The 21,827-nt window shown below is 69.6% G+C and carries 24 protein-coding genes; 7 read left to right on the forward strand and 17 right to left on the reverse strand.

The window, feature by feature from the left end; genetic code table 11:
* Positions 1-30 precede the first annotated feature (30 nt).
* The gene (locus QLQ86_RS03065; RefSeq protein WP_282815866.1) at positions 31-591 is read left to right on the forward strand and encodes a hypothetical protein; all 561 of its coding nucleotides are present in this window, start codon (positions 31-33) and stop codon (positions 589-591) included.
* A gap of 4 nt (positions 592-595) precedes the next feature.
* Here QLQ86_RS03065 and QLQ86_RS03070 read toward each other — a convergent pair whose 3' ends face one another.
* Both QLQ86_RS03070 and QLQ86_RS03075 read right to left on the reverse strand, forming a co-directional pair.
* Positions 596-811 carry a TIGR02450 family Trp-rich protein gene (locus tag QLQ86_RS03070; RefSeq protein WP_282815867.1) on the reverse strand — a complete coding sequence of 72 codons (216 nt, stop codon included), beginning with the start codon at positions 809-811 and terminating at the stop codon, positions 596-598.
* 117 nt (positions 812-928) lie between these two features.
* Positions 929-1,927: an NADP-dependent oxidoreductase gene (locus QLQ86_RS03075; protein ID WP_282815868.1), complete on the reverse strand. Its 999-nt coding sequence runs from the start codon at positions 1,925-1,927 to the stop codon at positions 929-931.
* Positions 1,928-2,066: 139 nt separating this feature from the next.
* Between QLQ86_RS03075 and QLQ86_RS03080 the strand changes: the two genes are divergently transcribed.
* Complete coding sequence (locus QLQ86_RS03080; RefSeq protein ID WP_282815869.1) at positions 2,067-2,906, forward strand: CPBP family intramembrane glutamic endopeptidase; 840 nt, start codon at positions 2,067-2,069, stop codon at positions 2,904-2,906.
* A gap of 436 nt (positions 2,907-3,342) precedes the next feature.
* Here QLQ86_RS03080 and QLQ86_RS03085 read toward each other — a convergent pair whose 3' ends face one another.
* Entirely contained in the window at positions 3,343-3,630 is a 288-nt protein-coding gene (locus tag QLQ86_RS03085) for a hypothetical protein (RefSeq protein ID WP_282815870.1), read from the reverse strand.
* A 181-nt stretch (positions 3,631-3,811) separates the two neighbouring features.
* On the opposite strand from QLQ86_RS03085, the gene QLQ86_RS03090 reads away from it, so the two are divergent.
* Both QLQ86_RS03090 and QLQ86_RS03095 read left to right on the forward strand, forming a co-directional pair.
* A complete protein-coding gene (locus QLQ86_RS03090) occupies positions 3,812-4,669 on the forward strand; it encodes an alpha/beta hydrolase (protein ID WP_282815871.1) in 858 nt (285 codons plus the stop codon).
* An 80-nt stretch (positions 4,670-4,749) separates the two neighbouring features.
* Positions 4,750-5,439: a transglycosylase SLT domain-containing protein gene (locus tag QLQ86_RS03095; RefSeq protein ID WP_282735415.1), complete on the forward strand. Its 690-nt coding sequence runs from the start codon at positions 4,750-4,752 to the stop codon at positions 5,437-5,439.
* 70 nt (positions 5,440-5,509) lie between these two features.
* Here QLQ86_RS03095 and QLQ86_RS03100 read toward each other — a convergent pair whose 3' ends face one another.
* Together QLQ86_RS03100 and QLQ86_RS03105 are read right to left on the reverse strand one after the other, a co-directional pair.
* Positions 5,510-5,821 carry a hypothetical protein gene (locus tag QLQ86_RS03100; RefSeq protein ID WP_282735416.1) on the reverse strand — a complete coding sequence of 104 codons (312 nt, stop codon included), beginning with the start codon at positions 5,819-5,821 and terminating at the stop codon, positions 5,510-5,512.
* A 476-nt stretch (positions 5,822-6,297) separates the two neighbouring features.
* Entirely contained in the window at positions 6,298-7,167 is an 870-nt protein-coding gene (locus QLQ86_RS03105; RefSeq protein WP_282815872.1) for a LysR family transcriptional regulator ArgP, read from the reverse strand.
* Positions 7,168-7,303: 136 nt separating this feature from the next.
* On the opposite strand from QLQ86_RS03105, the gene QLQ86_RS03110 reads away from it, so the two are divergent.
* Entirely contained in the window at positions 7,304-7,918 is a 615-nt protein-coding gene (locus QLQ86_RS03110) for a LysE/ArgO family amino acid transporter (protein WP_282735418.1), read from the forward strand.
* 60 nt (positions 7,919-7,978) lie between these two features.
* Here the strand turns inward: QLQ86_RS03110 and mltF are convergent, their stop codons facing one another.
* Both mltF and QLQ86_RS03120 read right to left on the reverse strand, forming a co-directional pair.
* Positions 7,979-9,355 (reverse strand): membrane-bound lytic murein transglycosylase MltF, encoded by a 1,377-nt coding sequence (gene mltF / locus QLQ86_RS03115; protein WP_282735419.1) that lies wholly within the window; start codon positions 9,353-9,355, stop codon positions 7,979-7,981.
* 132 nt (positions 9,356-9,487) lie between these two features.
* Positions 9,488-9,931, reverse strand: coding sequence for an SRPBCC family protein (locus tag QLQ86_RS03120; RefSeq protein ID WP_282735420.1), 444 nt, complete (start codon positions 9,929-9,931; stop codon positions 9,488-9,490).
* Between the two features lie 44 nt (positions 9,932-9,975).
* On the opposite strand from QLQ86_RS03120, the gene QLQ86_RS03125 reads away from it, so the two are divergent.
* Positions 9,976-11,553 (forward strand): NAD(P)H-dependent oxidoreductase, encoded by a 1,578-nt coding sequence (locus QLQ86_RS03125; protein ID WP_282815873.1) that lies wholly within the window; start codon positions 9,976-9,978, stop codon positions 11,551-11,553.
* Positions 11,554-11,573: 20 nt separating this feature from the next.
* Here QLQ86_RS03125 and QLQ86_RS03130 read toward each other — a convergent pair whose 3' ends face one another.
* The 5 genes from QLQ86_RS03130 to QLQ86_RS03150 form a co-directional block, all read right to left on the reverse strand.
* Entirely contained in the window at positions 11,574-12,257 is a 684-nt protein-coding gene (locus tag QLQ86_RS03130; protein WP_282815874.1) for a DUF6064 family protein, read from the reverse strand.
* Positions 12,258-12,260: 3 nt separating this feature from the next.
* A complete protein-coding gene (locus tag QLQ86_RS03135) occupies positions 12,261-13,196 on the reverse strand; it encodes an aldo/keto reductase (protein WP_282815875.1) in 936 nt (311 codons plus the stop codon).
* Positions 13,197-13,334: 138 nt separating this feature from the next.
* The gene (locus tag QLQ86_RS03140; RefSeq protein ID WP_282815876.1) at positions 13,335-14,276 is read right to left on the reverse strand and encodes a patatin-like phospholipase family protein; all 942 of its coding nucleotides are present in this window, start codon (positions 14,274-14,276) and stop codon (positions 13,335-13,337) included.
* Between the two features lie 2 nt (positions 14,277-14,278).
* The gene (locus QLQ86_RS03145) at positions 14,279-15,745 is read right to left on the reverse strand and encodes a dihydrolipoyl dehydrogenase (RefSeq protein WP_282815877.1); all 1,467 of its coding nucleotides are present in this window, start codon (positions 15,743-15,745) and stop codon (positions 14,279-14,281) included.
* 117 nt (positions 15,746-15,862) lie between these two features.
* On the reverse strand, positions 15,863-16,480 hold the full coding sequence (locus QLQ86_RS03150; protein ID WP_282815878.1) for a LysE family translocator: 618 nt from the start codon (positions 16,478-16,480) through the stop codon (positions 15,863-15,865).
* 145 nt (positions 16,481-16,625) lie between these two features.
* Between QLQ86_RS03150 and QLQ86_RS03155 the strand changes: the two genes are divergently transcribed.
* Complete coding sequence (locus QLQ86_RS03155; RefSeq protein ID WP_282815879.1) at positions 16,626-17,141, forward strand: Lrp/AsnC family transcriptional regulator; 516 nt, start codon at positions 16,626-16,628, stop codon at positions 17,139-17,141.
* Here the strand turns inward: QLQ86_RS03155 and QLQ86_RS03160 are convergent, their stop codons facing one another.
* The 5 genes from QLQ86_RS03160 to QLQ86_RS03180 are packed head-to-tail and all read right to left on the reverse strand — an operon-like array spanning position 17,142 to position 21,825.
* Positions 17,142-17,645 carry a hydrogenase maturation protease gene (locus tag QLQ86_RS03160; RefSeq protein ID WP_282815880.1) on the reverse strand — a complete coding sequence of 168 codons (504 nt, stop codon included), beginning with the start codon at positions 17,643-17,645 and terminating at the stop codon, positions 17,142-17,144. It abuts the gene before it with no gap.
* Positions 17,646-17,667: 22 nt separating this feature from the next.
* Positions 17,668-18,984, reverse strand: coding sequence for a Ni/Fe hydrogenase subunit alpha (locus QLQ86_RS03165; RefSeq protein WP_282815881.1), 1,317 nt, complete (start codon positions 18,982-18,984; stop codon positions 17,668-17,670).
* On the reverse strand, positions 18,981-19,802 hold the full coding sequence (locus QLQ86_RS03170) for an NADH-quinone oxidoreductase subunit B family protein (RefSeq protein ID WP_282815882.1): 822 nt from the start codon (positions 19,800-19,802) through the stop codon (positions 18,981-18,983). The genes QLQ86_RS03165 and QLQ86_RS03170 overlap by 4 nt, the downstream gene beginning before the upstream one ends.
* Positions 19,803-19,804: 2 nt before the next feature.
* Positions 19,805-20,638 carry an FAD/NAD(P)-binding protein gene (locus QLQ86_RS03175; protein ID WP_282815883.1) on the reverse strand — a complete coding sequence of 278 codons (834 nt, stop codon included), beginning with the start codon at positions 20,636-20,638 and terminating at the stop codon, positions 19,805-19,807.
* A complete protein-coding gene (locus tag QLQ86_RS03180; RefSeq protein ID WP_282815884.1) occupies positions 20,635-21,825 on the reverse strand; it encodes a 4Fe-4S dicluster domain-containing protein in 1,191 nt (396 codons plus the stop codon). The genes QLQ86_RS03175 and QLQ86_RS03180 overlap by 4 nt, the downstream gene beginning before the upstream one ends.
* Positions 21,826-21,827: the final 2 nt, after the last annotated feature.

The following is a 21,827-nucleotide window of genomic DNA, read 5'->3' on the forward strand; positions in this document are numbered from 1 at the left end:
AGGGAGGCCCCGGGGTTCGGAGGCCGCACCATGCAGCGCATCCGGCATATCCATGCCATCACCAGGCGCCTGATCGTCATGACCACGGTGGCGGTCGCCGTGCTGGGCGCGATCTTCGCGCTGACCTTCTTCTACAACCAGCGCTTCCTGGTGACCTGGGCGGTGCCCCTGTGCGGCATCATCGGGGGGTTCGTCAGCATCCAGCAACGCCTGAACAAGGTCACGGACGAGGAGCTCGCGCTGCTGAACGCCTCCTGGTTCCAGATCCTGCTGGTGCCCATCTTCGGCGGGGTGTTCGCCCTGGTGCTCTACCTGGTGTTCCTCTCCGGCATCGTCTCGGGCGATCTCTTCCCCGTCTTCTCGTTCCCGTCCCGGGACGAGATCGAGGAGGGCGAGGACTTCATGCTGCACATCTTTCAGGAGACCTACCCGAGCTCCGGGCCGGACCTGGCCAAGTTGCTTTTCTGGTCGTTCGTGGCGGGCTTCTCGGAGCGCTTCGTGCCGCAGCTGATCAGCTCGGTCACCTCATCGGTGTCCGAGGCCGCCGAGCGAGATCAGCGCGACGAGCGGGATGACACGCAGGAGCGCTGAGCGCTCAGCGCCAGCCCATCTGCCAGGTGGCCTCATCCTTGAGGGCCCGCCAGGGCAGGGTGGTCTCGCGGCGGGTGTAGACGGCCTCGAGGACCACCGCGACCACCGTCTCCTCCGCGTCGCGTTCCAGCGCCGTCACCAGGAAGTGCTTCTCCTTGTTCCGGGGCCGCACCGCGGTCCACTTGCTGTGGTACAGCTTCTCGGGGTTGATGGCGTTCATGGCCGTCTCCTCGACTGGCGGGATAGCGCTCCAGCGCCGGGCAGCGCCGTCAGGCGTGGAGCAGGGCGCGCCGGCGGGCCGGCGCACCCTGCGTGACGCGACATCCACCGGCCCGGATCAGAGCCTGACCAGCATCTTGCCGCGGTTGGCGCCCTCGAACAGCTTGAGGAAGGCATCCGGGGTGCGCTCGAGGCCCTCCTCGATGGTTTCCTCGTAGTCGAGCTGGCCGCTCTCGACCTGCGGGCCGACCTCTTCGAGGAACTGCGGATAGTGCGCCCAGTGGTCGAAGACGATGAAGCCTTCCATGCGGGCGCGGCGAATCAGGATCATCGCCAGGTTGCCCGGGCCGGCGCTCGGCGTGTCCTCGTTGTAGCGGGCGATCATGCCGCAGACGGCGATGCGCGCGCCGACCTTGAGGGTATTCAGCGCCGCCTCCAGGCAGGTCCCGCCGACGTTCTCGTAGTAGACGTCGAAGCCCTCGGGACAGGCGTCGCGCAACGCTTCGGTGAGCTGGGCGGCGTCCTTGTCCCGGTAGCTCACCGCCTTGATGCCGTGGGACTCCAGCCACTCGAGCTTCTCGGGCGCCCCGGCGATGCCGACCACGGTGCCGCCCCTGGCCTTGGCCAGCTGCACGGCCAGCGAACCCACTGCGCCGGCGGCGCCGCTGACCAGCACGTTGTCGCCTTCCTTCATCTCGGCGATGCGGTTGAGGCCGGTCCAGGCGGTCATGCCCGGCATGCCGAGCACGCCCAGGTAGGCCTGTTCCGGCACCTCGAAGGTGGGCAGGGACTCCACCTGCTCGCCCGGCAGCTGGGCGATATCCCGCCAGCCGCCCATGTGCCGCACCCTGGTGCCCACCGGGAAGGCCGCAGCGCGGGACTCGATCACCTCGCCGATGGCCGCCCCTTCCAGGGGCGCGTTCAGCTCGAAGGGGGCGATGTAGGTCGTCACGCCGCTCATGCGGCCGCGCATGTAGGGGTCCACCGACAGCCAGGTGTTGCGGATGCGCACGTCGCCCTCGGCGAGCGAGGGCAGTTCCTGCTCATGCAGCTCGAACAGCTCGCGTGCCGGGGTACCCTGCGGATGGTCATTGATGGTGAAGTAGCGGGATTGCATCGTGCAGCTCCTTCGCTTCGGTAGGTAGACGACCAGTCTAATGCAGGGGTGGCCGACTGGCCAACCTGGTCGGTCGGAGGGTGCGGATTCGCCGGTCAGCCGTCATGATGGGCGCTTCGGCCCCACGGCAAGGACGCCCATGCTCGCCTTCGGCATGCTCTACTCCCTCTCGCTGATCGTGCTCGGCCTCTGTGCCGATGCGCGGTGGCGCGTCGGCGGGGCCGTGGCGGTGCTGCTGGTGGCGGTGCTCGTCGGCCTTGTGACCTGGCTCTTCGTCATGCTGGCGCTGGGCTATGTGGCGCTGAGCGGCTGGATGCAGGTCCGTCGGGTGCCGCCCTGGCTGGCCTGGGCGCGTATCGCGGCGTGGGTCGTCGCCAGTGCGGGGCTCGTGCTCCATGGTTGGCCGGGTTACGAGGGGCTGGTAGTGGTCGAGCAACGGGCGCTGAAGGAGGGGAGCCTGCCGGTGAGCCTCTACGTCAGCCACGACAAGGTGCTGGTGGCCTGGTCGCTGCTCGGCTGGCTGCCGTTGTTCGGGCGCAGCATGCCGCCGGTCGGCGGGGTGCCGGCCCGGGCAGTCCCATGGGTGGGGGCCGGGGGGATCGTGGCGCTCATGGGGCTTGCGGTGGCACTGGGGCTGGTGGCGTGGCAGCCGGGCCTGCCCGAGGTGTTCTGGGTGTTCGCCGTGGCCAACCTGCTCAATACCTGTGTCGCCGAGGAGTTGCTGTTCCGGGGCATGCTGCAGCGTTGGCTGATGAGGCGGACAGGGGCGCTCGTCGCCGTGGCGGTGAGCAGCGGGCTCTTCGGTGTGGCGCACCTCGCAGGGGGCGGCGCCTTCGTGCTGGTCGCCACCGCGGCCGGGCTGCTCTATGGCCTGGTCTACCTGTGGACGGGCCGGCTGGTGTGGGCGGTGCTGGTGCACTGGGGGCTCAATCTCAGTCACCTGCTGCTGTTCAGCTATCCCATGCTGGCTGGCGCCTGAGGTGGCCGAGTGGCCCTGCTTGGCGTACCACCCCGACGGATCGGGCTGGCGGGTGTCAGGGGTGGCTCTTCCTTGAGCCCTCGTCGCGACGAGTCTTGCGCCTGAGGGGTGGTTCTTCCTTGAACCGCTCATCGCGACGAGTCTTCCTCCTGCCCTGTTGAAGCCAAAGGCATGCCAGGATCAAAGATATCGCATCTACATCAGGTGGTTGGATCTTGTCGATGCTCTGCTCGACGTTCCCCGATACGTCCAGAGCGACGAGGCTGTCGCCATTTGCAGACAGGAAGCGGCGCGAAAGGCGGGCAGCCGGGCTCCTGTGGGGGCGCCTTCTGTCGCTTATAGGCGACAGGAAGGCGGGCGGCCACGGGAGTCCATGGCGGGTATCGGGCTCTCTGCGTCTCTGGCGGGAAGATGACCGCATGACAACGATCCGTGATCAGTCGCCATTCCCCAGGGCGTGAAGGCCCCTGGCAATCAGCTCGTCGGCCATCGCCCGGGCGGCCAGGGCGAACTCCACCCGTGCCATGGCCAGAGCGCTCAGGTCGCGGGAGTCGACCTCATGCTCCAGGCGGTCGAGGCGCGCCTTGGCCTCGGCCAGTCGCCGGGCCAGTGACGCCTCCAGGCCGATGCAGGCCAGGGGCAGGTTCGGTATCGGGAACGGCTGCTCCACCAGTTCCTCGGGGGCTGCATCAGGCAGCTCGCACGCTAGTGTCGGGATGTTCATTGTGCGACCTACTCGGCCTAGGGATGGCCAGGATGTGACGTCAGGCAGTTCGGGGTCCACCTGCAGCGGGACAGGCCCCTCTCTATGACTATAGTGTGTTTTTTTGTAAGTCAAGGGGAGAATCTGGCGCTGGCGTGGCTGGACTAGGCTGGTGGGTGAGCCTCGGGTCTCGAGGATGCCGATGAGTGATTTCCATCCCCTGTTTCGTCTGTTCCTCTGGCTGCTGCTGGCCTACGCCATGCTGGTGATGGTCGCCTGTGCCTTCCAGGGCCGGCTGCTCTACCTGCCGCACGTGGGTGGGCGCGAGTACCTGGCCACCCCGCAGGATCTCGGTCTGGAATATGAGCCGGTCACCCTGCGTACCGGCGACGGCCTGGGGCTCGATGCCTGGTGGGTGCCGGCGCGGGCGTCACGGGGTGGCCTGCTGTTCCTGCATGGCAATGCCGGCAACATTTCCCACCGCCTGGACTCGATCGAACAGTTCCACCGCCTGGGGCTCTCGGTGCTGATCCTCGATTACCGAGGCTACGGCCGGAGCGAGGGCGGCCCCTCGGAGGCGGGCACGGCACACGATGCCCGAGCCGGCTGGCGCTGGTTGCGCGAGACGGCTGGCTTGCCGCCCGGTGAGATCGTGCTGTTCGGCCGTTCGCTGGGAGCCGCCGTGGCGGCGAACCTGGCGCGAGAGCTCAAGGGCGAGGCGCGCCCGGCTGCGTTGATCCTGGAGTCGCCGTTCCGCTCGGTTCCCGAGCTGGCCCAGCGGCTCTACCCCATCCTGCCGGCCCGCTGGCTGTCACGCTTCAACTACGATACCGCGGCCTACGTGGCACAGAGTGAGGCGCCGGTGCTGGTCATCCACAGCCGGGAGGACGACATCATCCCGTTCGCCGAGGGCGAGGCGGTCCATGCGGCGGCGCCCGAGCCCAAGCGGATGCTGGTGATCGGCGGCAGCCACAATACCGGTTTCCTGGAGAGCGAGAGGGTCTACCTGGCGGGCATCGAGGGATTCCTGGTCGAGGTGGCGGGGTTTCCCGCCCCCTGAAGACAGAGGCGCGCCCTCAGGGGGTGGTGGCCGGTGTAGTATCAGGCAGGGCATCAGCGTCAGGACCACAGGAGGGCGATATGGCATCGGCGATCGGTTGGCACGGGACCAGGGAGGGAGGGCATTCCTGCCTGCGGCGGACAGCGGGGGGCCTGCTGGTCGGCGGATATCTCCTGGTGGCCAGCGGCTGCGCCATGCTGGCGCCCTCGCCGCCGGAGGATCAGCGCAACATCTGCGAGATCTTCCGTGAGCAGCCCTCCTGGTATGACCACGCCCGGGATGCCGAAGCGCAATGGGGGACGCCCATTGCCACGCAACTGGCGTTCATCCAGCAGGAGTCGAGCTTTCGCAGTCATGTGCGGCCGCCACGCACCCGCCTGCTGGGGGTGATTCCCTGGCGGCGGCCGTCCTCGGCCAAGGGCTACGCCCAGGCCCAGGATCCGGTGTGGGGCGAGTATCGGGACGATGCCGGCAGCCTCTTCGCGCGCCGTACCCACATGAAACACGCCACCGACTTCATCGGCTGGTACAACGCGCGGTCGCGCCGCCAGCTGGGTCTCTCCCTGCACGACCCCGAACGGCTCTACCTGGCCTACCACGAGGGCCCCAGTGGCTATCGGCGGGGCACCTATCGGGCCAAGCCCCGGGTGAGGCGGGCCGCAAGCCAGGTGGCTGCCCGGGCCAGCCGCTATCAGGCACAGCTCGGCGCCTGCGAGGCCGAGTTTCGCTGTCGGCGCTTCTATCAGGTCTGGCCGTTCTGTCGCGCCTGAACGAAAACACCCCATCCGGCCCGGGGCCGGATGGGGTGCGGTGACTGCACTGGCAGGTACGGTCACGGCCTCAACGTTGAGGCTCTTCCTCGAACAGCTCCGCCTTGGCATCTCGCATGACGTCTTCGCAGGCGGCCTGATGGGCGAGCTGGGTGAGCAGGCTCTGGCTCAGGGCGAAGCCCTTCTCCAGGCAGGTGTCGACTTCCTCACGGCTCACTTCGGGGGTGACGTTGCAGTCAATCTTGATCGTTCTTCCACCACCGTCCAGCCTGTCGGCGAATTCCCGAAAGCGCCAGGCGACTCGCTGCTTCCAGCTGGCTGATTCTTCCACGCCTTCGTTTACGCTAAACGTGCACTGCCACTCCGGTTTGTAGACCTTCATGAGAACCTCCCGTGCTGGCTTGAAAGAATGATCGATCGTGTTTTCTGCTCCGTATCTGAAGATGTTGCCCAATCATCATACAGGCTTTCCGCCGTCGGGCCAGTATCCACGGACCGGGGCCGGCAACGCCAGGACCCTCCTGGATGACGTGACCATCGAGTCGTCACACGGATGGGGGTGACCCTGACCCGGTCGATGGTGCCGGGTCGGGGCGCGTCGGTGAGGGTCGTCAGCCAAGGTAGTCGGCAAAGGCCTCGAAGGCGGTCCGCTGCAACTGGGCCTGGTGTGCCCAGCACTTGAGCACGTAGGAATCGAACGGACGGAATTGCGCGTGTGGGGTAGTCATTGCGGTTGCCCTCCTCAGGGGGATTGCAATACCACCATAGGCGCTTTCTTGTTGCAGTGCAGCATAATCTTGTTCGTGGCATGCCCGGGCCACCTTTCCCGGCCGGTGCTGATCACCGCCGATCGTCTGGCTACTTCAGCCTGACCTCGCCCAGCACGCCGGTCAGCCGCTCCAGCACCTCGCCGCTGTGCCGCCAGAAGTGCCAGTAGAGCGGTACGGCAAGCGAACGCTCGGGGGCGATGCTGGCCAGCCGACCCTCGGCCACCAGCGACGCCACCTGCATCCGCGGCAGCATGCCGTAGCCCATGCCGGCGATGGCCAGGCGCACGAAGCCTTCCGACGAGGGGCAGAGGTGGTAGGGAAAGCGGCCGTGGTAGCCGCAGCTGGCGAGGAAGCGGTGCTGCAGCTGGTCATGGGGGCCGTAGACGATGGCCGGGGCGCGGCGGAAGGCCTCGGGCGTCGGCCCGTCCGGGAAGTGGCGGGCGATGTAGGCCGGGGTGGCGTAGGGGTGGTAGACCATGGTGCCCAGGGGCACGCAGCGGGCCCCGGCGATGGGCTGGTCGCTGGCGCACAGGCAGGCCGCCACCTCACCGTCGCGCAGCCGCTTGAGGCCCACGTCCTGGTCCTCGACCACCATGTCCAGCAGCAGGCCCTCCGCCCGGCAGAAGTCGCCGACGGCCGCGGCCCACCAGGTGGCCAGTCTGTCGGCATTGAGGGCGATGCGCAGCCGGGGGGAGGCCTCCTCCAGGGTGGGCAGGGCCGTGCGCAGGTCGCGCTCGAGCAGCTGGACCCGCTGGACATGGTTGAGCAGCCGCTGGCCCGCGGGCGTGGGCCGCAACGCCGGGTGGCGGATCAGCACCGGCTGCCCCAGGCGGACCTCCAGCGCCTTGATACGCTGGGAGACCGCCGACTGCGAGAGGCCCAGCTGCTCGCCGGCGCGCTCGAAGCCGCCGCACTCGACCACCATGTCCAGCGCCTGGAGTAGCTTGTAATCCAGCATGGGACCTCCGTACCTGAAGGAGATAGGCATCCAACTATAAGCAAAACTGATGCGATATTAGCAGGATGATTTTTCGGCATGTCCGGGTGTGGCTATGCTGGCCGCTCTCGACGGGTATCAGGACATGGGAAACGCCATGCTGGAGAGCTATCTGACCGGGCTTGTTGTGTGCGGCGGAATCATCGTCGCCATCGGCGCGCAGAACGCCTATGTGCTGGGGGTGGCCGTGCGGCGGGAGCACCACTGGTGGTCGGCCGGGCTGTGCATGAGTACCGATGTGCTGCTGCTGGCCGCTGGTATGTTCGGGGTCAGTGCGGTGCTGCTGAGCATGCCGAGCGCCATGGAAACGCTGCGCTGGCTGGGGGTGGTGTTCCTCGCCTGGCTGGCGGCCCAGGCCTTCCTTCGCGCCGCCACCGGCCGGCAGGGGCTGGCCGGTGGCGCCTCGGGCGGGCGCAGCCGCCGGGGCGTGCTGCTCGCCACCCTCGCGGTCACGCTGCTCAATCCCCAGGTGTACCTCGACACCCTGCTGCTGATCCCGGCCATCGGTGTCCAGCAGCAGAGCACCGCCACCTTCGTGGCGGGTGCCGTCACCGCCTCGATCCTCTGGTTCAGCCTGCTGGCCTGGGGCGGCTCGGCGCTCTCGCCCTGGCTCTCCCGGCCCCTGGCCTGGCGGGCGATCGATGGCGCCATCGGCGTGATGATGGCGGCCATCGCCGTGCACCTGGCCGGGGGGACCGGCCTCGCGGCATGATGCCGCCTGCTGGCTCTGTGAGGCGCAGCGCTTCCTGGTCTGGAAGCGAGGCCAGGGTGATCACTCTTCGTCAATCGACGTTGCCACCGCGGCGCCGATCACGTCCTGGTAGTTGCGGATGCGCTGGACGTAGTGCACCGGCTCGTAGCCCCGCGCGTAGCCGTAGCGGGTCTGCGGGTAGTAGCGCTTGTCGGCCTTGAGCGGCAGCACCTCCCTCATGTCCTCCCAGGAGTCCGGGTTCCTGCCGAGCTCGCGCGCCAGTTCCCGGGCGTCCAGCAGGTGGCCACGGCCGATGTTGTAGCTCGCCAGGGCCAGGTAGGTGCGGTCCGGCTCGGGAATGGACTCGGGGAGGCGCTGGTGGCGGTCGGCGAGATAGCGCGCGCCGCCGTCGATCGCCGCGGCCGGGTCCAGGCGGTTGTCGACGCCGAGGGACTGGGCGGTGTTCTGGGTGAGCATCATGATACCGCGCACCCCGGTGGGCGAGACGGCCTGTGGGTCCCAGTGCGACTCCTGGTAGGCCAGGGCCGCGAGCAGGTCGGCCGGCATCCCGGTGGCCTCCTCGGCCGCCACGAAGAGCTCGAGGAAGGAGGGCAGCCGCTCGTCGATGCGCCGGTTCAGCGTGCGCAGGTCGACGAAGTCGAACTCGCCGATATAGGCGTAGTAGCGCTCCTCCATCGCCGCGACGCTCTGCTGTCCCTCGGCGCTCCCCATCCACTGCCCGGCCATCTCCGCGAGCGCCTGGTGGCCTTCGGGCAGGTACCAGCCCAGCCGGTCGCCGCTGGTCAGGTTCATGGCGACCTCCAGGTGCGGAAAGTGGCGGCGCACCACGCGCACGATGTTGGAGTCGGCCAGGGTGCAGTCGATGCGTCGCTCGGCCACTTCGGCCAGCAGTACCTCGGTGGTGCGCGGGTCCTCCTCGAAGGTGATGCCGGTGTGGCGGTTGACCAGGCTCTCGAGCTTTTCCGCATAGCTGGAGTCCGCCGTGACGCGCAGTTCGACGCCGGCCAGCGCCTCCACCCGGCGCGGCAGGGGCCGCATGTCGCGGTGGCAGACCAGCTGCTCGACGATGTCGGTATGGCCGGGACCGCGCCGGAAGCGCGCGTCGCGGGAAGGCAGGTGGGTCAGCCCCGCGGCGGCCAGGTGGACCTCGCCGTCCTCCAGGGCCTGCAGTACTTCGGCGGTGGAGTCCTGCAGCATCCACTCGACCTCCCAGCCATGGGCCTCGGCGAAGCGCTGGACAAGGTCATGTTCCGGCCCCGCCGGGGTCTCGTGGCGGTCCAGGTAGTAGGTAGTGGCGGCGTTGCGGCTGGCGACCCTCAGCGTCTCGCCCGGCTCGGGCGGGTCGAGCAGCACGACCGGGGGCTCACCGGGCTCGCAACCCTGGAGCAGGGCCAGCGACAGCAGCAGGGTGGCGGTGAACAGGCGGGATCGGGACATGGAACGGGTATCCTGACCGGAGGGGGGACGAGCGCTGATGGGACCAGCCTACCAGGCTCTCGCCGTGCCCTCCGCGGGGCGAGTCAACGCAGGGCGGGGGTCGCGGGTGGCGGCGAGGGTCTCTCGTCACGTTCACGGTGGGGCACCATCCCGGGGGCGCTGCCGGGCGTTCAGCTGCGCCTCCACCCGGTCGATGATGTCGCGGCCGAGCTTGTGGAGCAGGGGCCTGGCCGCGGCATTGACGACCTTCTCGAGCGGGGGCGGCACGCTGTAGGCCAGCGTCAGGTGGATGCGGGTGCCTCCCTCGCTGGGCGTCAGGCGGTACTCGCCATGGTTGGGCACGCCGGACACCGAGCGCCAGGCGAATCGCTCGGGGGGCGCGAACTCGGTGATCTCCACATCGAACTCCAGCGGTATGCCGGCGATACGCACCCGCCAGCGGTAGCGACGCTCCCCCAGGCGAACTATGGTGTCAATGGCGTCGCTGTAGTCGGCAAAGGTTTCCACTCGGCCGACGAGGGCGAACACCTCCCGTGGACTGGCCGCGATCTCGGCATCGTGCTCGATGATGGGCATGGCCTTCTCCACCTCCGCCAGACAATGCGATGACACAGTAAGGTATGACAACGTTCAGGACGAACGACACGCCGGTCGATGGCCGAGCCCAGCTTCGGTCGCCGATCAAGGTGCTGGTCATCCTCGGGCATCCGCGCAGCGACAGCTTGTGCGGTGCATTGGCGGATGCCTTCTGCCAAGGGGCCCGCGTGGCGGGTACGCAGCTGCGCCGCCTGGACCTTGCGACGCTGGAATTCGACCCCCATGTGCGTACCCCGTCGCCCAACGACCAGCCCCTCGAGGACGACCTGAGCCAGGCGCGGGAATTCGTCGCCTGGGCAGATCATCTGGTGTTCGTCTATCCCACCTGGTGGGGCGGGGCGCCCGCTCTGCTCAAGGGGTTTCTCGACCGACTCATGGCCCCGGGGTTCGCGTTCCGGACCTGCGAGGGTGGCATCGGCTATCAAGGGCTGCTGACCGGTCGTTCGGCACAGCTCATCACTACCATGGACACCCCGCCGCTGATCCATCGGCTGCTTTACCGCGAGCCGGGCAGGAATGCCCTGGCGCGGGCGACCCTGGGCTTCTGCGGCATTCGCCCGGTGCGCTCGCTGGTGTTCGGCTCGGTCAAGGCTGCCTCCCCGGCACGGCGCCAGGCCTGGCTGGCTCGCGCGCACCACCAGGGCCGGCAGCTGGCGCAGGGCCGGATCACCCCCGCGGAGCGAGTGAGGCACAAGGCCGGCGCCTGGTTGCGCGGGCTGCGTCTGCAGTTCTATCCCATGACCTGGGTGGCCTATGCGGTCGGGGCGCTGGCCGCCGCACCGGCCGGGGGCGTGTTCGGCAACCCGGTGTTCTGGCTCGGCTACCTCTGCCTGTTCCTGCTGGAGGTGGCCACCGTGCTGATCAACGAGGTGGTTGACTTGGGCACCGACCGCGCCAACCGCTTCTACAGCACCTTCACGGGGGGCTCTCGCGTCCTGGTCGACGGCTCGTTGAGCCTGGGCGAGGTCAAGAGCGGGGTCCTCGTCGCGCTGCTGGGCCTGGCGGGCGGCACGGCGTGGTTGCTGGCGGTGACGCCGGCGGCTCCGGCCGCGGTGATCGTCGCGCTTGGGGTGCTGGGGCTCCTGGCCATCGGCTATACGGCGCCGCCCCTGATGCTCAGCTATCGTGGCCTGGGCGAGCTGGATGTCGCGGTCACCCACAGCATCGGGGTGATGCTCTGCGGTGTCGTGTTTCTCGGCGGGGACTGGGCCGATCCGCTGCCCTGGCTGCTCAGCCTGCCGTTGCTGCTGGGCATATTGCCCTCCATCACGCTGTCGGGCATTCCGGACCTCGAGGCCGATGCCGGTGCCGGCAAGCGCACCCTGGCGGTCCGCCTGGGACGCCGGGGCGCGCTATGGGTGGCCCTCGCCGGCACGCTGCTCGCCGCCGCCTGTGCCCTGGCCTGGCAGGCGCTGGGGCTGGCGGCGGGGGCCTTCGCCGGGATCGCCTGGGTGGTCGTTCCCCATGGCGCCTGGCTGACCTGGCGGCTGGCCCGGCACCTCCGGGACGACCGCCCGGCCGGGCGCATCGACGGCCTGATGGGGGCCTCGCTGGGCTATGTACTGTGGTTCGGGCTGTGGCCGCTGTTCCGCTTGGCATGAACGCGCCCGGCCCACCGGCCCTATCCCGGGGAGGGTGCTCGTGGCCACAGCCTCGCCGCCAGGGCTACGATGACGGCCAGCAGGGGCAGCCAGGCCCTACGGTCGCCGAGGGTGTCGAGGGTGAGCCAGCTCAGCAGGCACCAGAGCACGGGAATGAGCAGCAGCAGCCAGGCGCGGCGGGCCGGTTCGGCCGCGGCCGCCAGGCCCAGGGTCGCCATGGCGAGCGGGTCGGGCGTGAGTCCGATGACCTCGGCGCCCGACAGGCCCCGCCCCGTCGCCAGGGCGGTAAGCGGGTGCAGGGCCAGGGCATAGGCGAACAGCCCGAGGGCGAGGCCGCGCCGCACGCTCCAGTGACCCGGAAAGCGCAGCCCGCCGCCCAGGCTGCCCAGGGCCACCAGCAGCAGCGCCTCGAGGCCGAACAGCGGGATGACATAGGCGATGCCCCAGTGGATGGGGGCGTAGCGCTGCCACAGGAAGGCCCAGGCCACGAAGGCCCAGGCCACGGCCAGCAGCATGGCAACCAGGCGAGTGCCGCGCGGGCCGGGGCGCAGCAGGACGACCAGTGCCATGCCACCCAGCGTAAGGGCGAGCAACTGGGCGGGCCACAGCGCCTGGTTATGCAGCTCGAACAGTCGCGCATAGACCCGTGGCGAGAACATCAGCAGGTCCTCGGGGCGATAGCTCCACCAGGCGCCGCCACCCATGCCCTACAGCCCCCGCACGTGGTCGGCCATGCGGCGGCGCATGGCGTCGTCGGGCAGTGGCTCGCGGGCGGCGGCGAGGTTCTCGCGGACATGGTCCACGCGGGTGGTGGCAGGGATGGCACAGGTGATCGCCGGGTGGGAGATGATGAACTTGAGGATGAACTGCGCCCAGGTGGTGGCGTTGATCTCGGCGGCCCAGGGCGGCAGCGGCTTGCCCGCCAGGCGCCGGATCAGGCGCTTGCGCTGGAAGGGACGGTTGGCGATCACGCCGATGCCGCGCTCCCGGGCGAGGGGCAACAGGCGACTCTCTGCCTCGCGGTCGACGATGTTGTAGGTGAGCTGGACGCAGTCCAGCGGCACGCGGCGCATGATTCTCTCGACCTCCTCATGGCGTCGTCCGTGGGAGGTGGTGATGCCCAGGTGGCGCACCTCGCCGGCCGCCTTCATCGCCTGCAGGGTCTCGAGATGGCCTTCCCAACCCAGCAGGTTGTGGACCTGCAGCAGGTCGAAGCGCGGCACGCCCCAGGCCTGGCGGGACGCCTCGATCTGCGCCGGGCCCTCGGCGGGGCTGGAGGTCCAGACCTTGTCGGCGGCATAGACGCAATCGACGGCCTCGAGGCGCTCCAGGGCATGACCGATCGTCGCTTGCGACGATCCATACATCGGCGAGGAGTCGATCAGGCGTCCGCCTGCGGCGAAGAAGGCCGCCATGACCGCGGTGCACTCCTCGCGCAGTACCGGATCATCGCCGACGTTGAAGGTGATCCAGCTGCCCAGGCCGACCCGTGGCAGCGCCTCGCCGGTGCCGGGCAGCTCGCGGGTCAGCGGCTCGGCCGCCCGCGCCAGGCCACCGGGGGAGGGCAGCGCCGTGACGGCCGCCGCGGCGAGCAGGCCGCGCAGCAGCCGGCGGCGGGAAAGGGGAGGAAGAGGCTGGGCCATGATGCGCTCCTGGTCGTGCTGAGCACAGTGTAGCTGCCGGGTGAGGAGGGCTGGCCGGGGACCTTCAGTGGCCATCGGTCTGGAAGGATCGTCCGGTCGGCCCGGAGGTGTGGTCGCTTACGCCCTTGAGCCTGGGCTTCATCTCCGCTCTTCGGCCTGCAGGGCCAGCCAGCCCTCGAGCAGGTCACGGAACTCCGCGGCGGTGGGCTCGGTCTGGCGCAGGATCTCGTCGATGCGGTTGAAGTGCAGCAGGCGCACGCCCCGGGTCTCCGGGCGCAGGTAGATGTCGGGTGGCTGGTGGTGGAGGGCCTGTCGGATGATCGCCTGCTGCATGATCTTGAAGCTGTTGAACAGCATGTCGCTCAGGCCGAGTTCCTCGCCATCCTCCAGCTGTCGGCTGCCCGAGACGTCCACCGCGATGACCAGGTCGACCTCGCCGTGGAGCAGGTCGAAGGGCAGGGGCTTGGAGATGCCGCCATCGATCAGCAGCTGCTTGCCATGGTGGATGGGCAGGAAGAGCCCCGGCACCGCCATGCTGGCCTCGATGGCCGGGAACAGCGGGCCCTCGCCGAGGGTCACGCTCTCCCCCGTCCAGTAGTCGGTGGCCACCACCTCGAGCGGGATGCGCAGCGCGTCGAAGGTGCGAACCTCGGTATGGCCGGCCAGGAAGTGGAGAAAGCCGGCCGAGTCGAGCAGCCCGGCATCGTCGCTCCCGAACGGCATGAGCGCCGACAGCTCCACCTCCGATTCGGCCAGGCCCGAGAGGGCATCCAGCGGCGAGCCGGCCACGTCGTCGAAGATGTCGCGGATCGCCTCGGCCGGGAGTCCGGCGGCATAGAGCCCGCCGATCACCGCGCCGATGCTGCTCCCGACGATGCGGTCGGGCACGATCTCGAGGTCGTCGAAGACCTGCAGGATAGCGATGTGCGCCAGGCCGTTGGCCCCGCCCGAGCCCAGCACCAGGCCGATGGTCGGACGGGGCGCCGGGGTGTCGGTGGGTTCCGCCGCGATAGGGGCCGCCAGCAGGGCAGGGATGAGCAGGGCCGAAGCGAGAAGGGCAGCGATGCGGCTTGGCCTCATGCTCAGTCTCCGGGCCCGCACTCCATGCAGCGCTCGGTGATGGCCGGGCCCTGCTGCAGGTTGGCATTGAGGTCGCGCAGGGCGCTGCGCAGCCCCTCCTCGAGTACCGGGTGGTAGAAGGGCATCTCGAGGAGGCGGCTCACGTTGGGCTTCTGCTCCAGCATCCAGGCCAGCAGGTGCGCCATGTGCTCCACCCGCGGACCGAACAGCTCGGCGCCCAGGAACTGGCCCGAGCCGTGCTCGGCGTAGAGGCGCATCAGGCCGCGGTTCTGGCGTATCACCACGGCGCGCCCCTGGTCCTCGAAGGAGGCCTCGCCGGTGGCGATGCAGTCGCAGCCGCCGTATTGGGTTTCCAACTCGGCGCGGCTGGCGCCGATGGTAGCGATCTGCGGGTCGGTGAAGACCACGACGAGGGGCACGTTGCGGATGCCGGTACGCAGTTCCGGGTAGCGCCCGGCATTGTCGCCGGCGATCCGCCCCTCGGTATTGGCCACGTGCAGCAGCGGCAACTCCTGGTTGGCATCGCCGGCGATGAAGATGTGGCTGGGGCTGTCATCGGCATTGCGGCACTGCAGGGTGAAGCGGTTGTAGTGCGGCACGCCCTTGTCGTCGACGGCCAGGCCGGCCTTCTCGAGGTCGAGCCGGTCGACGTTGGGCTGCCGGCCGGTGGCCGCGAGCAGGTAGTCGAAACGCTCGGTGAGACGCTTGCCGGTATCGCGCTCGAGGAAGGTGATCACCACGGCGTCGCCGTCGCGCTCGATGCTCTCCACCTTGGCGTCGGGGTCGACGTAGAACTCCTCGTTGAAGGTGCGGTCGGCGTAGTCCCTCACGGCCTCGTCCTGGAAGGGGCCCAGGGCGCCGCCCACGCCGAAGACCCGCAGGCGCACGCCCAGCCGGTGCAGCGCCTGGCCGAGCTCCAGGCCGATCACGCCGGGGCCGAACACGGCGACCGACTCGGGCAGGTCGTCCCACTCGAAGACAGCGTCGTTGACCACCAGCCGGTCGCCGGCTGCCTCGAAGAAGTCCGGCCAGGTGCCGCGCGAGCCGGTGGCGATGACGATGGTGCGCGCCGTCACGCGGGTATGGTCACCGACGATCAGGGTGTGCGGATCGTCGAAGCGCGCATGGCCCTCGAGGCGGTTGGCCTCGCCCAGGCGCTCCACCGTCTTCATCACGCTTCCCACGAAGCCATCCCGTTCGCGCTGGACGCGTTCCATGACGGCGCGCCCGTCCACCTCCACGGGGCCGGTGCGTACGCCGAAGCCGCCGGCATCACGGGCGTGGTGGGCGGAGTCGGCGGCGGCGATCAGCAGCTTCGAGGGCATGCAGCCGACCCGGGCACAGGTGGTGCCATAGGCCCCGCCCTCGATCAGCAGCACGCTGTCGCTGTGCTTGCTGGCGCCGTGCCAGGCGCTCAGGCCGGCGCTGCCGGCGCCGATGATGGCGATATCGACCTCACGTTCCTGCATCGGGCTCTCCTCTCATTGGTGGGCGCGTCGGTGTGCATGGCTCCACTATGGCACAGGGTGGGGATGGGCCGCCGAGCCACAATGGTGGCGTCTTGACGCAGGACAAGGCGGTGCCCCTCAGGCGGCCAGGCGAAGGGCGAAGCCGATCATCAGCGAGCCGAAGGTCCAGCGCTGGAGGCGCGCCCTCAGGGGGCTGCCGGCGAACCAGCGCTGCAGCGAGCCCCCCAGGGTGGCGTAGCCGGCATCGAACAGTAGGCCGATGCCCACCAGCAGTCCGCCCAGCAGGGCGAACTGCAGCAGCACGGGCCCCTCGCCGGGAGACACGAACTGGGGCAGCAGCACCGAGCAGAACAGCAGCGACTTGGGGTTGAGCAGGTTGGTCAGCAGGCCACGGCGCCAGGCGCGGCGGTGACCGTCGGCGAGCATCCCCACGCTGACCGCATCGGTGTTCGTCGTGGCGCCGGGCGAACGGAACAGCTGCAGGCCGATCCAGGCCAAGTAGGCGCCCCCCGCATAGCGCACCGCATCGAAGGTCCAGGGCGCGGTGGTGAACAGCGTGGCGAGTCCCAGGGCCGCCAGGGCCAGGTGCAGGCCGCGCGCCACGGCCAGTCCCGCCGCGGTGGCCAGCGCTCGGGTGTGCCCCTGCTGGCTGCCGGTCTGCAGCACCAGGATCATGTCGGGGCCGGGCAGCAGGTAGACCGCCGCCAGGGCACCGATGAACAGCCACAGTTCCATGGACTCGCCTCCTGCCGTCGTGAAACTTCCTGCTGGAACGCTGCCAGTCTAGCCCCGGGGGCGCCGGCAGGTCCTTGCGAAATCGGCCACGAAAATGGCTATAATTGCCAGAAAATGCCAATGAAGATGAGTGAGGTGAAAGTTTGTGCCAACCACTCGGCTGGATGCCATCGACCGCCGCATCCTGGCGGCGCTGCAGCGCGACGCCCGGCTGACCAACGTTCAGCTGGCCGAGGAGGTGAACCTCTCGCCCTCGCCCTGCTTGCGACGGGTGCGCCAGCTGGAGGCGGCGGGGCTGATCCGCGGCTACCACGCCGAGCTGGACCGCGGCGGGGTGGGCCTCGGCCTCACCGTCTTCGTCGGCATCAAGGTGGAGCGCCACCACGAGGCCCAGGCCAACGCCTTCCGCGAGGCGGTCGCGGCGCTGCCGGAGGTGGTCTCCGCCCACCTGGTGTCGGGGGAGTCGGACTTCCTGCTGCAGGTGGTGGTGGTGGACCTGGCGGCCTACGAGCGCTTCCTGACCGGGACTCTGCTGCGCCTGCCCGGCGTCAGTGACATCCGCAGCAACTTCGCCATCCAGACCGTCAAGGAACACGGGCCGCTGCCCCTGGCGCGGCGCGAGGATGACGCCCCTGAGGCCTGCCCTGGCCGGGGACCCTAGCTAGCCGGCATCGAGCCAGCTCAGGACCGCCGCGTGCAGTCGCCGGGCCTGCGCCGTGTCGAGCCCTGGTGCCGTCATCTCGGGGCCTGCGTCTGCCGGCATCTCGATGCCGATGATCCGGATGCCCGCCCGGAAGAGCCCCAGGGCCTCGACCAGCGCCAGGGTGCTCGCCAGGTCGAGGCCGTGTGATGACAGCCGCGCGGCGGCCTGGGGGAGTTCCTCGGGAGCGAAGCTCCTTAGGGTGCCGGGCGGCCCCTGGCCCCGCATGGCATCGACCAGCAGCAGGCGGTCGCGTGGCGTCACCGCGTGGAGGAAGAGGTCGACGGGCTGGTCGAGTCGCGCGACCGTGATGTCATTGCGCTCGCGCAGCGCATCGCCCAGCCACTCGGCGGCGAGCCAGCCCAGGCGGTCCCCGCCATGGGGCGAGCCGAGCCCGAAGAGGTAGGCATGGCCGCCGGGCCGGCCAGCGGCCCCGTCCTGCCGGGCAATGCCCGGCCCGGTCACGCCCGGCTCATTCCCTCGTGGCTTATTTTCGCAAGACATTTTTTCGCAAGACATTGAAGTCCAGGAAATGGGTGGCGCAGGAGATACAGGGGTCGTAGTTGCGGATGACCATCTCGCCATGCAGCCGCAGGGCGTCGTCGTCGCGCGCGAGGCCGAAGCGCGTCAGGCTCGCCGCGAGGTCCTCCTCCATCCGCGCCTGGTTCTGGCTGGTCGGGGGGACGATCCGGGCCTCGACGACCCGGGCGCTCTCGTCAAGCGCATAGCGGTGCCAGAGGATGCCGCGGGGGGCCTCGGTGCAGCCGATGCCGACCCCGGCCCGGGCGGGCGTCTCGGCATGGGGCTCGGCGGCGGGGACATAGTCCTCGGTGAGGCGCAGTGCCTCGCCCAGGGCGACATGCATCTCCACCGCCCGGGCGACGATGCTGTGGAACATGTTGCGGCTGGGGAAGGGGAGGCCGAGGTCGTCGAGCCGCTGTCGCAGCTCCTCGGGCAGCCGGTCGAGGTTGTTGTTGAGCCGGGCCAGTGGCCCGACCAGGTAGGGGTGGCCGTCGAGCTGGGCGTGCAGGGCGGTGGAGTGGGGGACCTGGAACTCGCGGAAGTGCTGCTCGAAGTCGGCCGGGGCGATGTCGAGCCCCTGGTCGGAGACGATGCGGCCGGCGGTGATGGGGTAGTCGTGGTCATGGCGCAGCGAGACCGAGACGAAGTCCTGGTCGTCCTCGGGCAGCGGCAGGCCGGCGACCCAGGCGATCAGCGCGCGGGCCTCCTCGAGGCCCTCCGCCAGGCGCTGTCGAAGGGTCTGCATGGCCGCCGTGTCGGGGGCATGGAAGAAGCCGCCCGGACGGATGCCGACCGGGTGCACCGAGCGGCCGCCGAAGGTGCGGATGATCTCGTTGCCGAGCCCCTGGAGCCGCAGGCCGCGGCGCACCTCGTCCGGGTAGTCCCGGGCCATCGCCGGGGCGCTGTCGTACCCGAGGAAGTCGGGGGCGGCCAGCAGGTGGATGTGCAGGCTGTGGCTCTGCAGCCACTCGCCGCAGTACATCACCCGGCGCATCGCCTCCACCCAGGGGCTCGGCGTGACGCCGAGGATCGACTCGATCGCCGCCACCGCACTCATCTGGTAGGCCACGGGGCAGATGCCGCAGATCCGGGCCACGCTGTCGATCACGTCCTGGGTGCTGCGCCCCTCGAGCAGCTTCTCGAACAGCCGGGGTGGCTCGAAGATGCGCAGCGTCAGCGCCTCGATCCGGCCGGCCTCGATGCGGATGTCCAGGGCGCCCTCGCCCTCGACCCGCGCCAGGATGGGCACATGGATCTCGCCGGTTCGCGTGTCGTGGCTCATCCCTGCTCCTCCTCGCGTCCCTGACGCGTGATGACCCGTGCCTGCCAGTCCAGGCCCTCACTCCGGAAGGGCTCGGCATGGCCGTTGATGAACAGCAGGCGCCGGGCAACCTCGTCGGCCGGCATGCCGGTATCGGCCAGGTGGGTGGCCAGTGCCGAGACGTTGGCCTGCACGGCGGGCCCGTAGCAGGCGTAGCAGTCGCGCTGCCAGCGGGGGCAGATCGCGCCGCAGCCGGTGCTGGTGACCGGCCCCATGCAGGGCCGGCCCTGGGCGACCATCACGCACACCGCCTGCTGGCGCTTGCACTCCATGCAGACCGCACTATGGTCGACCCGGGGCAAGTGGCCGGCCAGCAGCGCCTTGGTGGCGCCGAGCACCTGTTCGCCGCTGACCGGGCAGCCCCAGAGCTCCAGGTCGACCCTGACGCTCTCGGCGATGGGCGTCGAGTCGGCGAGCAGGTCGATATGCTCGGGCTGGGCATAGACCCCGGACACCCAGGCGTCGGCGTCGTGGAGATTGCGCAGCGCCTGGATGCCGCCGGCGGTGGCGCAGGCGCCGATGGTGACCAGGTAGCGACTGCGCTGGCGGATGCCGTGCAGGCGCGCGGCGTCCTGTGAGGTGGCCACGCTGCCCTCGACGAAGGCGATGTCGACCTCGGCCTCCTCGTCGACCGGCCCGGCCTCGGCGAAGTGCAGGATATCGACGGCCTCGGCCAGGGCCAGCAGGGGCTCGCCCAGGTTGAGGAAGGCCAGCTGGCAGCCGTCGCAGGAGCTGAACTTGTGCACGGCGATGCGTGGACGGCGGGTCCCGGTGGTCATGGTCAGACTCCCCTGTGCGACAGGTAGGGCGCCAGTTCCCGGCAGGTGAAGACCGGGCCGTCACGGCACACGAACTTGGGCCCCAGCTGGCAGCGGCCGCAGGAGCCGATGGCGCAGTGCATGTTGCGCTCCATGCTGAGCCAGATCCGCTCTTCCGGCACCTCGCGCTCGCGCATCGCCTTGATCACCGCCCGCATCATGCCCTCGGGGCCGCAGATGAAGACCGAGCAGCGCGCCGAGTCGAAGTCGATGCGCTCGAAGAACTGGGTCACCGGGCCGGTCTGCCAGGGCCAGAAGGTATCGCCGGTGTCGGCGGTCAGGTAGACCTCGACGTCCGGGTGACGGCGCCAGGCGGCGTAGCGATCGCGCCAGATCAGGTCGTTGGAGTGCTTCACTCCCTGGATGATATGCATCCGGCCGTAGCGTCCGCGCCGGTGCAGGACGTACTCGATCAGCGAGACCGACGGGGCGCAGCCCAGGCCGCCGGTGACGATCACCAGGTCGGTACCCTCGGCCTCCTCCGTGGGCCAGCCGCGACCGTAGGGGCCGCGCAGGCCGAGCCGGTCGCCGACCTCGAGCCGCCCCAGGTTGCGGGTGACCGAGCCGACCTTGCGGATGGTGTGGTCGATCATCGCCCGCTCGTCGGGGTCGGAGACGATGGAGATCGGCACCTCGCCCATGCCCGGCAGGCAGAGCATGTTGAACTGGCCCATGGTGAAGCGGTAGGCGGCCTGCACCTCGGGGTCGGTGAAGCGCAGCTGCAGGCTGAACATGTCCGTGGTCTCGTCCCTGCGGCCGACGACCTCGGCCTCGTGGGGTACCAGCGGGCTGGTCATGGCGGGTCCTCCCCGTCGGGTGCCTTGGGAGGGGCGTCCCCGGGCGCCTTGGACAGCGCGTCGTCGGGCGCTATAGACAGCGCGTCATCGGGCGCTCTGGAGAGCGCGGCCAGCTCCTCCGTCACGTCGATGCCCACCGGGCACCAGGCGATGCAGCGGCCGCAGCCCACGCAGCCGCTGCGGCCGTACTGTTCCACCCAGGTGCCGAACTTGTGGGTCAGCCACTGGCGATAGCGCTGGGGCCGTTCGGCCCGGATGACGGTGCCGTGGATGTAGCTGTGGTCGGGGTCGAAGCAGCTGCCCCACTGCCGGCCGTGGCTGGCCGTCTGGCCGTCCAGGGAGAGCTCGTCGACGTGGGTCTGGCAGAAGCAGGTGGGGCAGACCGCGGTGCAGTTGCCGCAGGTCAGGCAGCGGTCGTTGAGGCTCTGCCAGTGGGGGTGGGCAACGGCCGCCTGCAGCATCTCCGGCAGCGAGCCGTCGGGCAGCCTGCGTGTCTGCTGGCGGGTGGCACGCTCGACCCCGGCCTCCACCTGCTCGAGCTGGTCATGGCTTGCCAGGGTCGTCTCCAGGGTGTCGAGGATGGCCTGGCCCTCCTGGGTGTGAGCCTCCACCACGAAGCCGTCGTCGAGTTCCGAGAGCGCCAGGTCGAAGCCGTGCTGTGCCCGCGGACCGTCCCCGGTGGCGGTACAGAAGCAGGTGGCCGCGGAGCGCATGCAGTTGACGGCGACCAGGAAGAGGTTCTGGCGTCGCTCGCGGTAGAGCGGGTCCGGGTGGGCGTCATGCAGGAAGTGGCGGTCATGGACCGCCAGGGCCGCCAGGTCGCAGGCCCGCACGCCGATGACCGCCGTCGGCTGGGCCTCGGGGGGCTGCTCGCGGAACACCAGGCGCCCGTCGGGCTGGCGCTCGCTTCGCCACAGGGTCTCGCGAGGGGCGAAGGTCAGCGGCTTGATCGCCTGGGGGCCCGTGGCCCAGTCGAAGACGCGTCCGGAATCGGTGCGCTCGAGCCGGTAGTGGCCGGGGGCCTGGTCGTCGATGATCCCGACAGGCAGCTGCGCCACCGTCGTGAGGGGCTCGAAGAGGATGGCATGATCGCGCACCCGGGGCCCGATGACCTCATAGCCCGCCTCCACCAGCCGGTCGAGGAGTGACTGGAGGTGCTCGCGGGCGAGAAAGTGCCGTACCTTCATGG

Origin of the sequence: Halomonas rhizosphaerae, from assembly GCF_030012485.1 — a bacterium.
GTDB classification, from domain to species: domain Bacteria; phylum Pseudomonadota; class Gammaproteobacteria; order Pseudomonadales; family Halomonadaceae; genus Halomonas; species Halomonas rhizosphaerae.

Coding starts and splice junctions, on each gene's coding strand:
- QLQ86_RS03175 (WP_282815883.1), bottom strand. CDS start 20,638: ATGACCAGCCCGCTGGTACCCCACGAGGCCGAGGTCGTCGGCCGCAGG.
- QLQ86_RS03075 (WP_282815868.1), bottom strand. CDS start 1,927: ATGCAATCCCGCTACTTCACCATCAATGACCATCCGCAGGGTACCCCG.
- QLQ86_RS03135 (WP_282815875.1), bottom strand. CDS start 13,196: ATGGCCCAGCCTCTTCCTCCCCTTTCCCGCCGCCGGCTGCTGCGCGGC.
- QLQ86_RS03085 (WP_282815870.1), bottom strand. CDS start 3,630: ATGAACATCCCGACACTAGCGTGCGAGCTGCCTGATGCAGCCCCCGAG.
- QLQ86_RS03065 (WP_282815866.1), top strand. CDS start 31: ATGCAGCGCATCCGGCATATCCATGCCATCACCAGGCGCCTGATCGTC.
- QLQ86_RS03090 (WP_282815871.1), top strand. CDS start 3,812: ATGAGTGATTTCCATCCCCTGTTTCGTCTGTTCCTCTGGCTGCTGCTG.
- QLQ86_RS03080 (WP_282815869.1), top strand. CDS start 2,067: ATGCTCGCCTTCGGCATGCTCTACTCCCTCTCGCTGATCGTGCTCGGC.
- QLQ86_RS03130 (WP_282815874.1), bottom strand. CDS start 12,257: ATGGGTGGCGGCGCCTGGTGGAGCTATCGCCCCGAGGACCTGCTGATG.
- QLQ86_RS03100 (WP_282735416.1), bottom strand. CDS start 5,821: ATGAAGGTCTACAAACCGGAGTGGCAGTGCACGTTTAGCGTAAACGAA.
- QLQ86_RS03120 (WP_282735420.1), bottom strand. CDS start 9,931: ATGCCCATCATCGAGCACGATGCCGAGATCGCGGCCAGTCCACGGGAG.
- QLQ86_RS03105 (WP_282815872.1), bottom strand. CDS start 7,167: ATGCTGGATTACAAGCTACTCCAGGCGCTGGACATGGTGGTCGAGTGC.
- QLQ86_RS03170 (WP_282815882.1), bottom strand. CDS start 19,802: ATGACCACCGGGACCCGCCGTCCACGCATCGCCGTGCACAAGTTCAGC.
- QLQ86_RS03070 (WP_282815867.1), bottom strand. CDS start 811: ATGAACGCCATCAACCCCGAGAAGCTGTACCACAGCAAGTGGACCGCG.
- QLQ86_RS03140 (WP_282815876.1), bottom strand. CDS start 14,276: ATGAGGCCAAGCCGCATCGCTGCCCTTCTCGCTTCGGCCCTGCTCATC.
- QLQ86_RS03145 (WP_282815877.1), bottom strand. CDS start 15,745: ATGCAGGAACGTGAGGTCGATATCGCCATCATCGGCGCCGGCAGCGCC.
- mltF (WP_282735419.1), bottom strand. CDS start 9,355: ATGTCCCGATCCCGCCTGTTCACCGCCACCCTGCTGCTGTCGCTGGCC.
- QLQ86_RS03125 (WP_282815873.1), top strand. CDS start 9,976: ATGACAACGTTCAGGACGAACGACACGCCGGTCGATGGCCGAGCCCAG.
- QLQ86_RS03110 (WP_282735418.1), top strand. CDS start 7,304: ATGCTGGAGAGCTATCTGACCGGGCTTGTTGTGTGCGGCGGAATCATC.
- QLQ86_RS03095 (WP_282735415.1), top strand. CDS start 4,750: ATGGCATCGGCGATCGGTTGGCACGGGACCAGGGAGGGAGGGCATTCC.
- QLQ86_RS03150 (WP_282815878.1), bottom strand. CDS start 16,480: ATGGAACTGTGGCTGTTCATCGGTGCCCTGGCGGCGGTCTACCTGCTG.
- QLQ86_RS03180 (WP_282815884.1), bottom strand. CDS start 21,825: ATGAAGGTACGGCACTTTCTCGCCCGCGAGCACCTCCAGTCACTCCTC.
- QLQ86_RS03165 (WP_282815881.1), bottom strand. CDS start 18,984: ATGAGCCACGACACGCGAACCGGCGAGATCCATGTGCCCATCCTGGCG.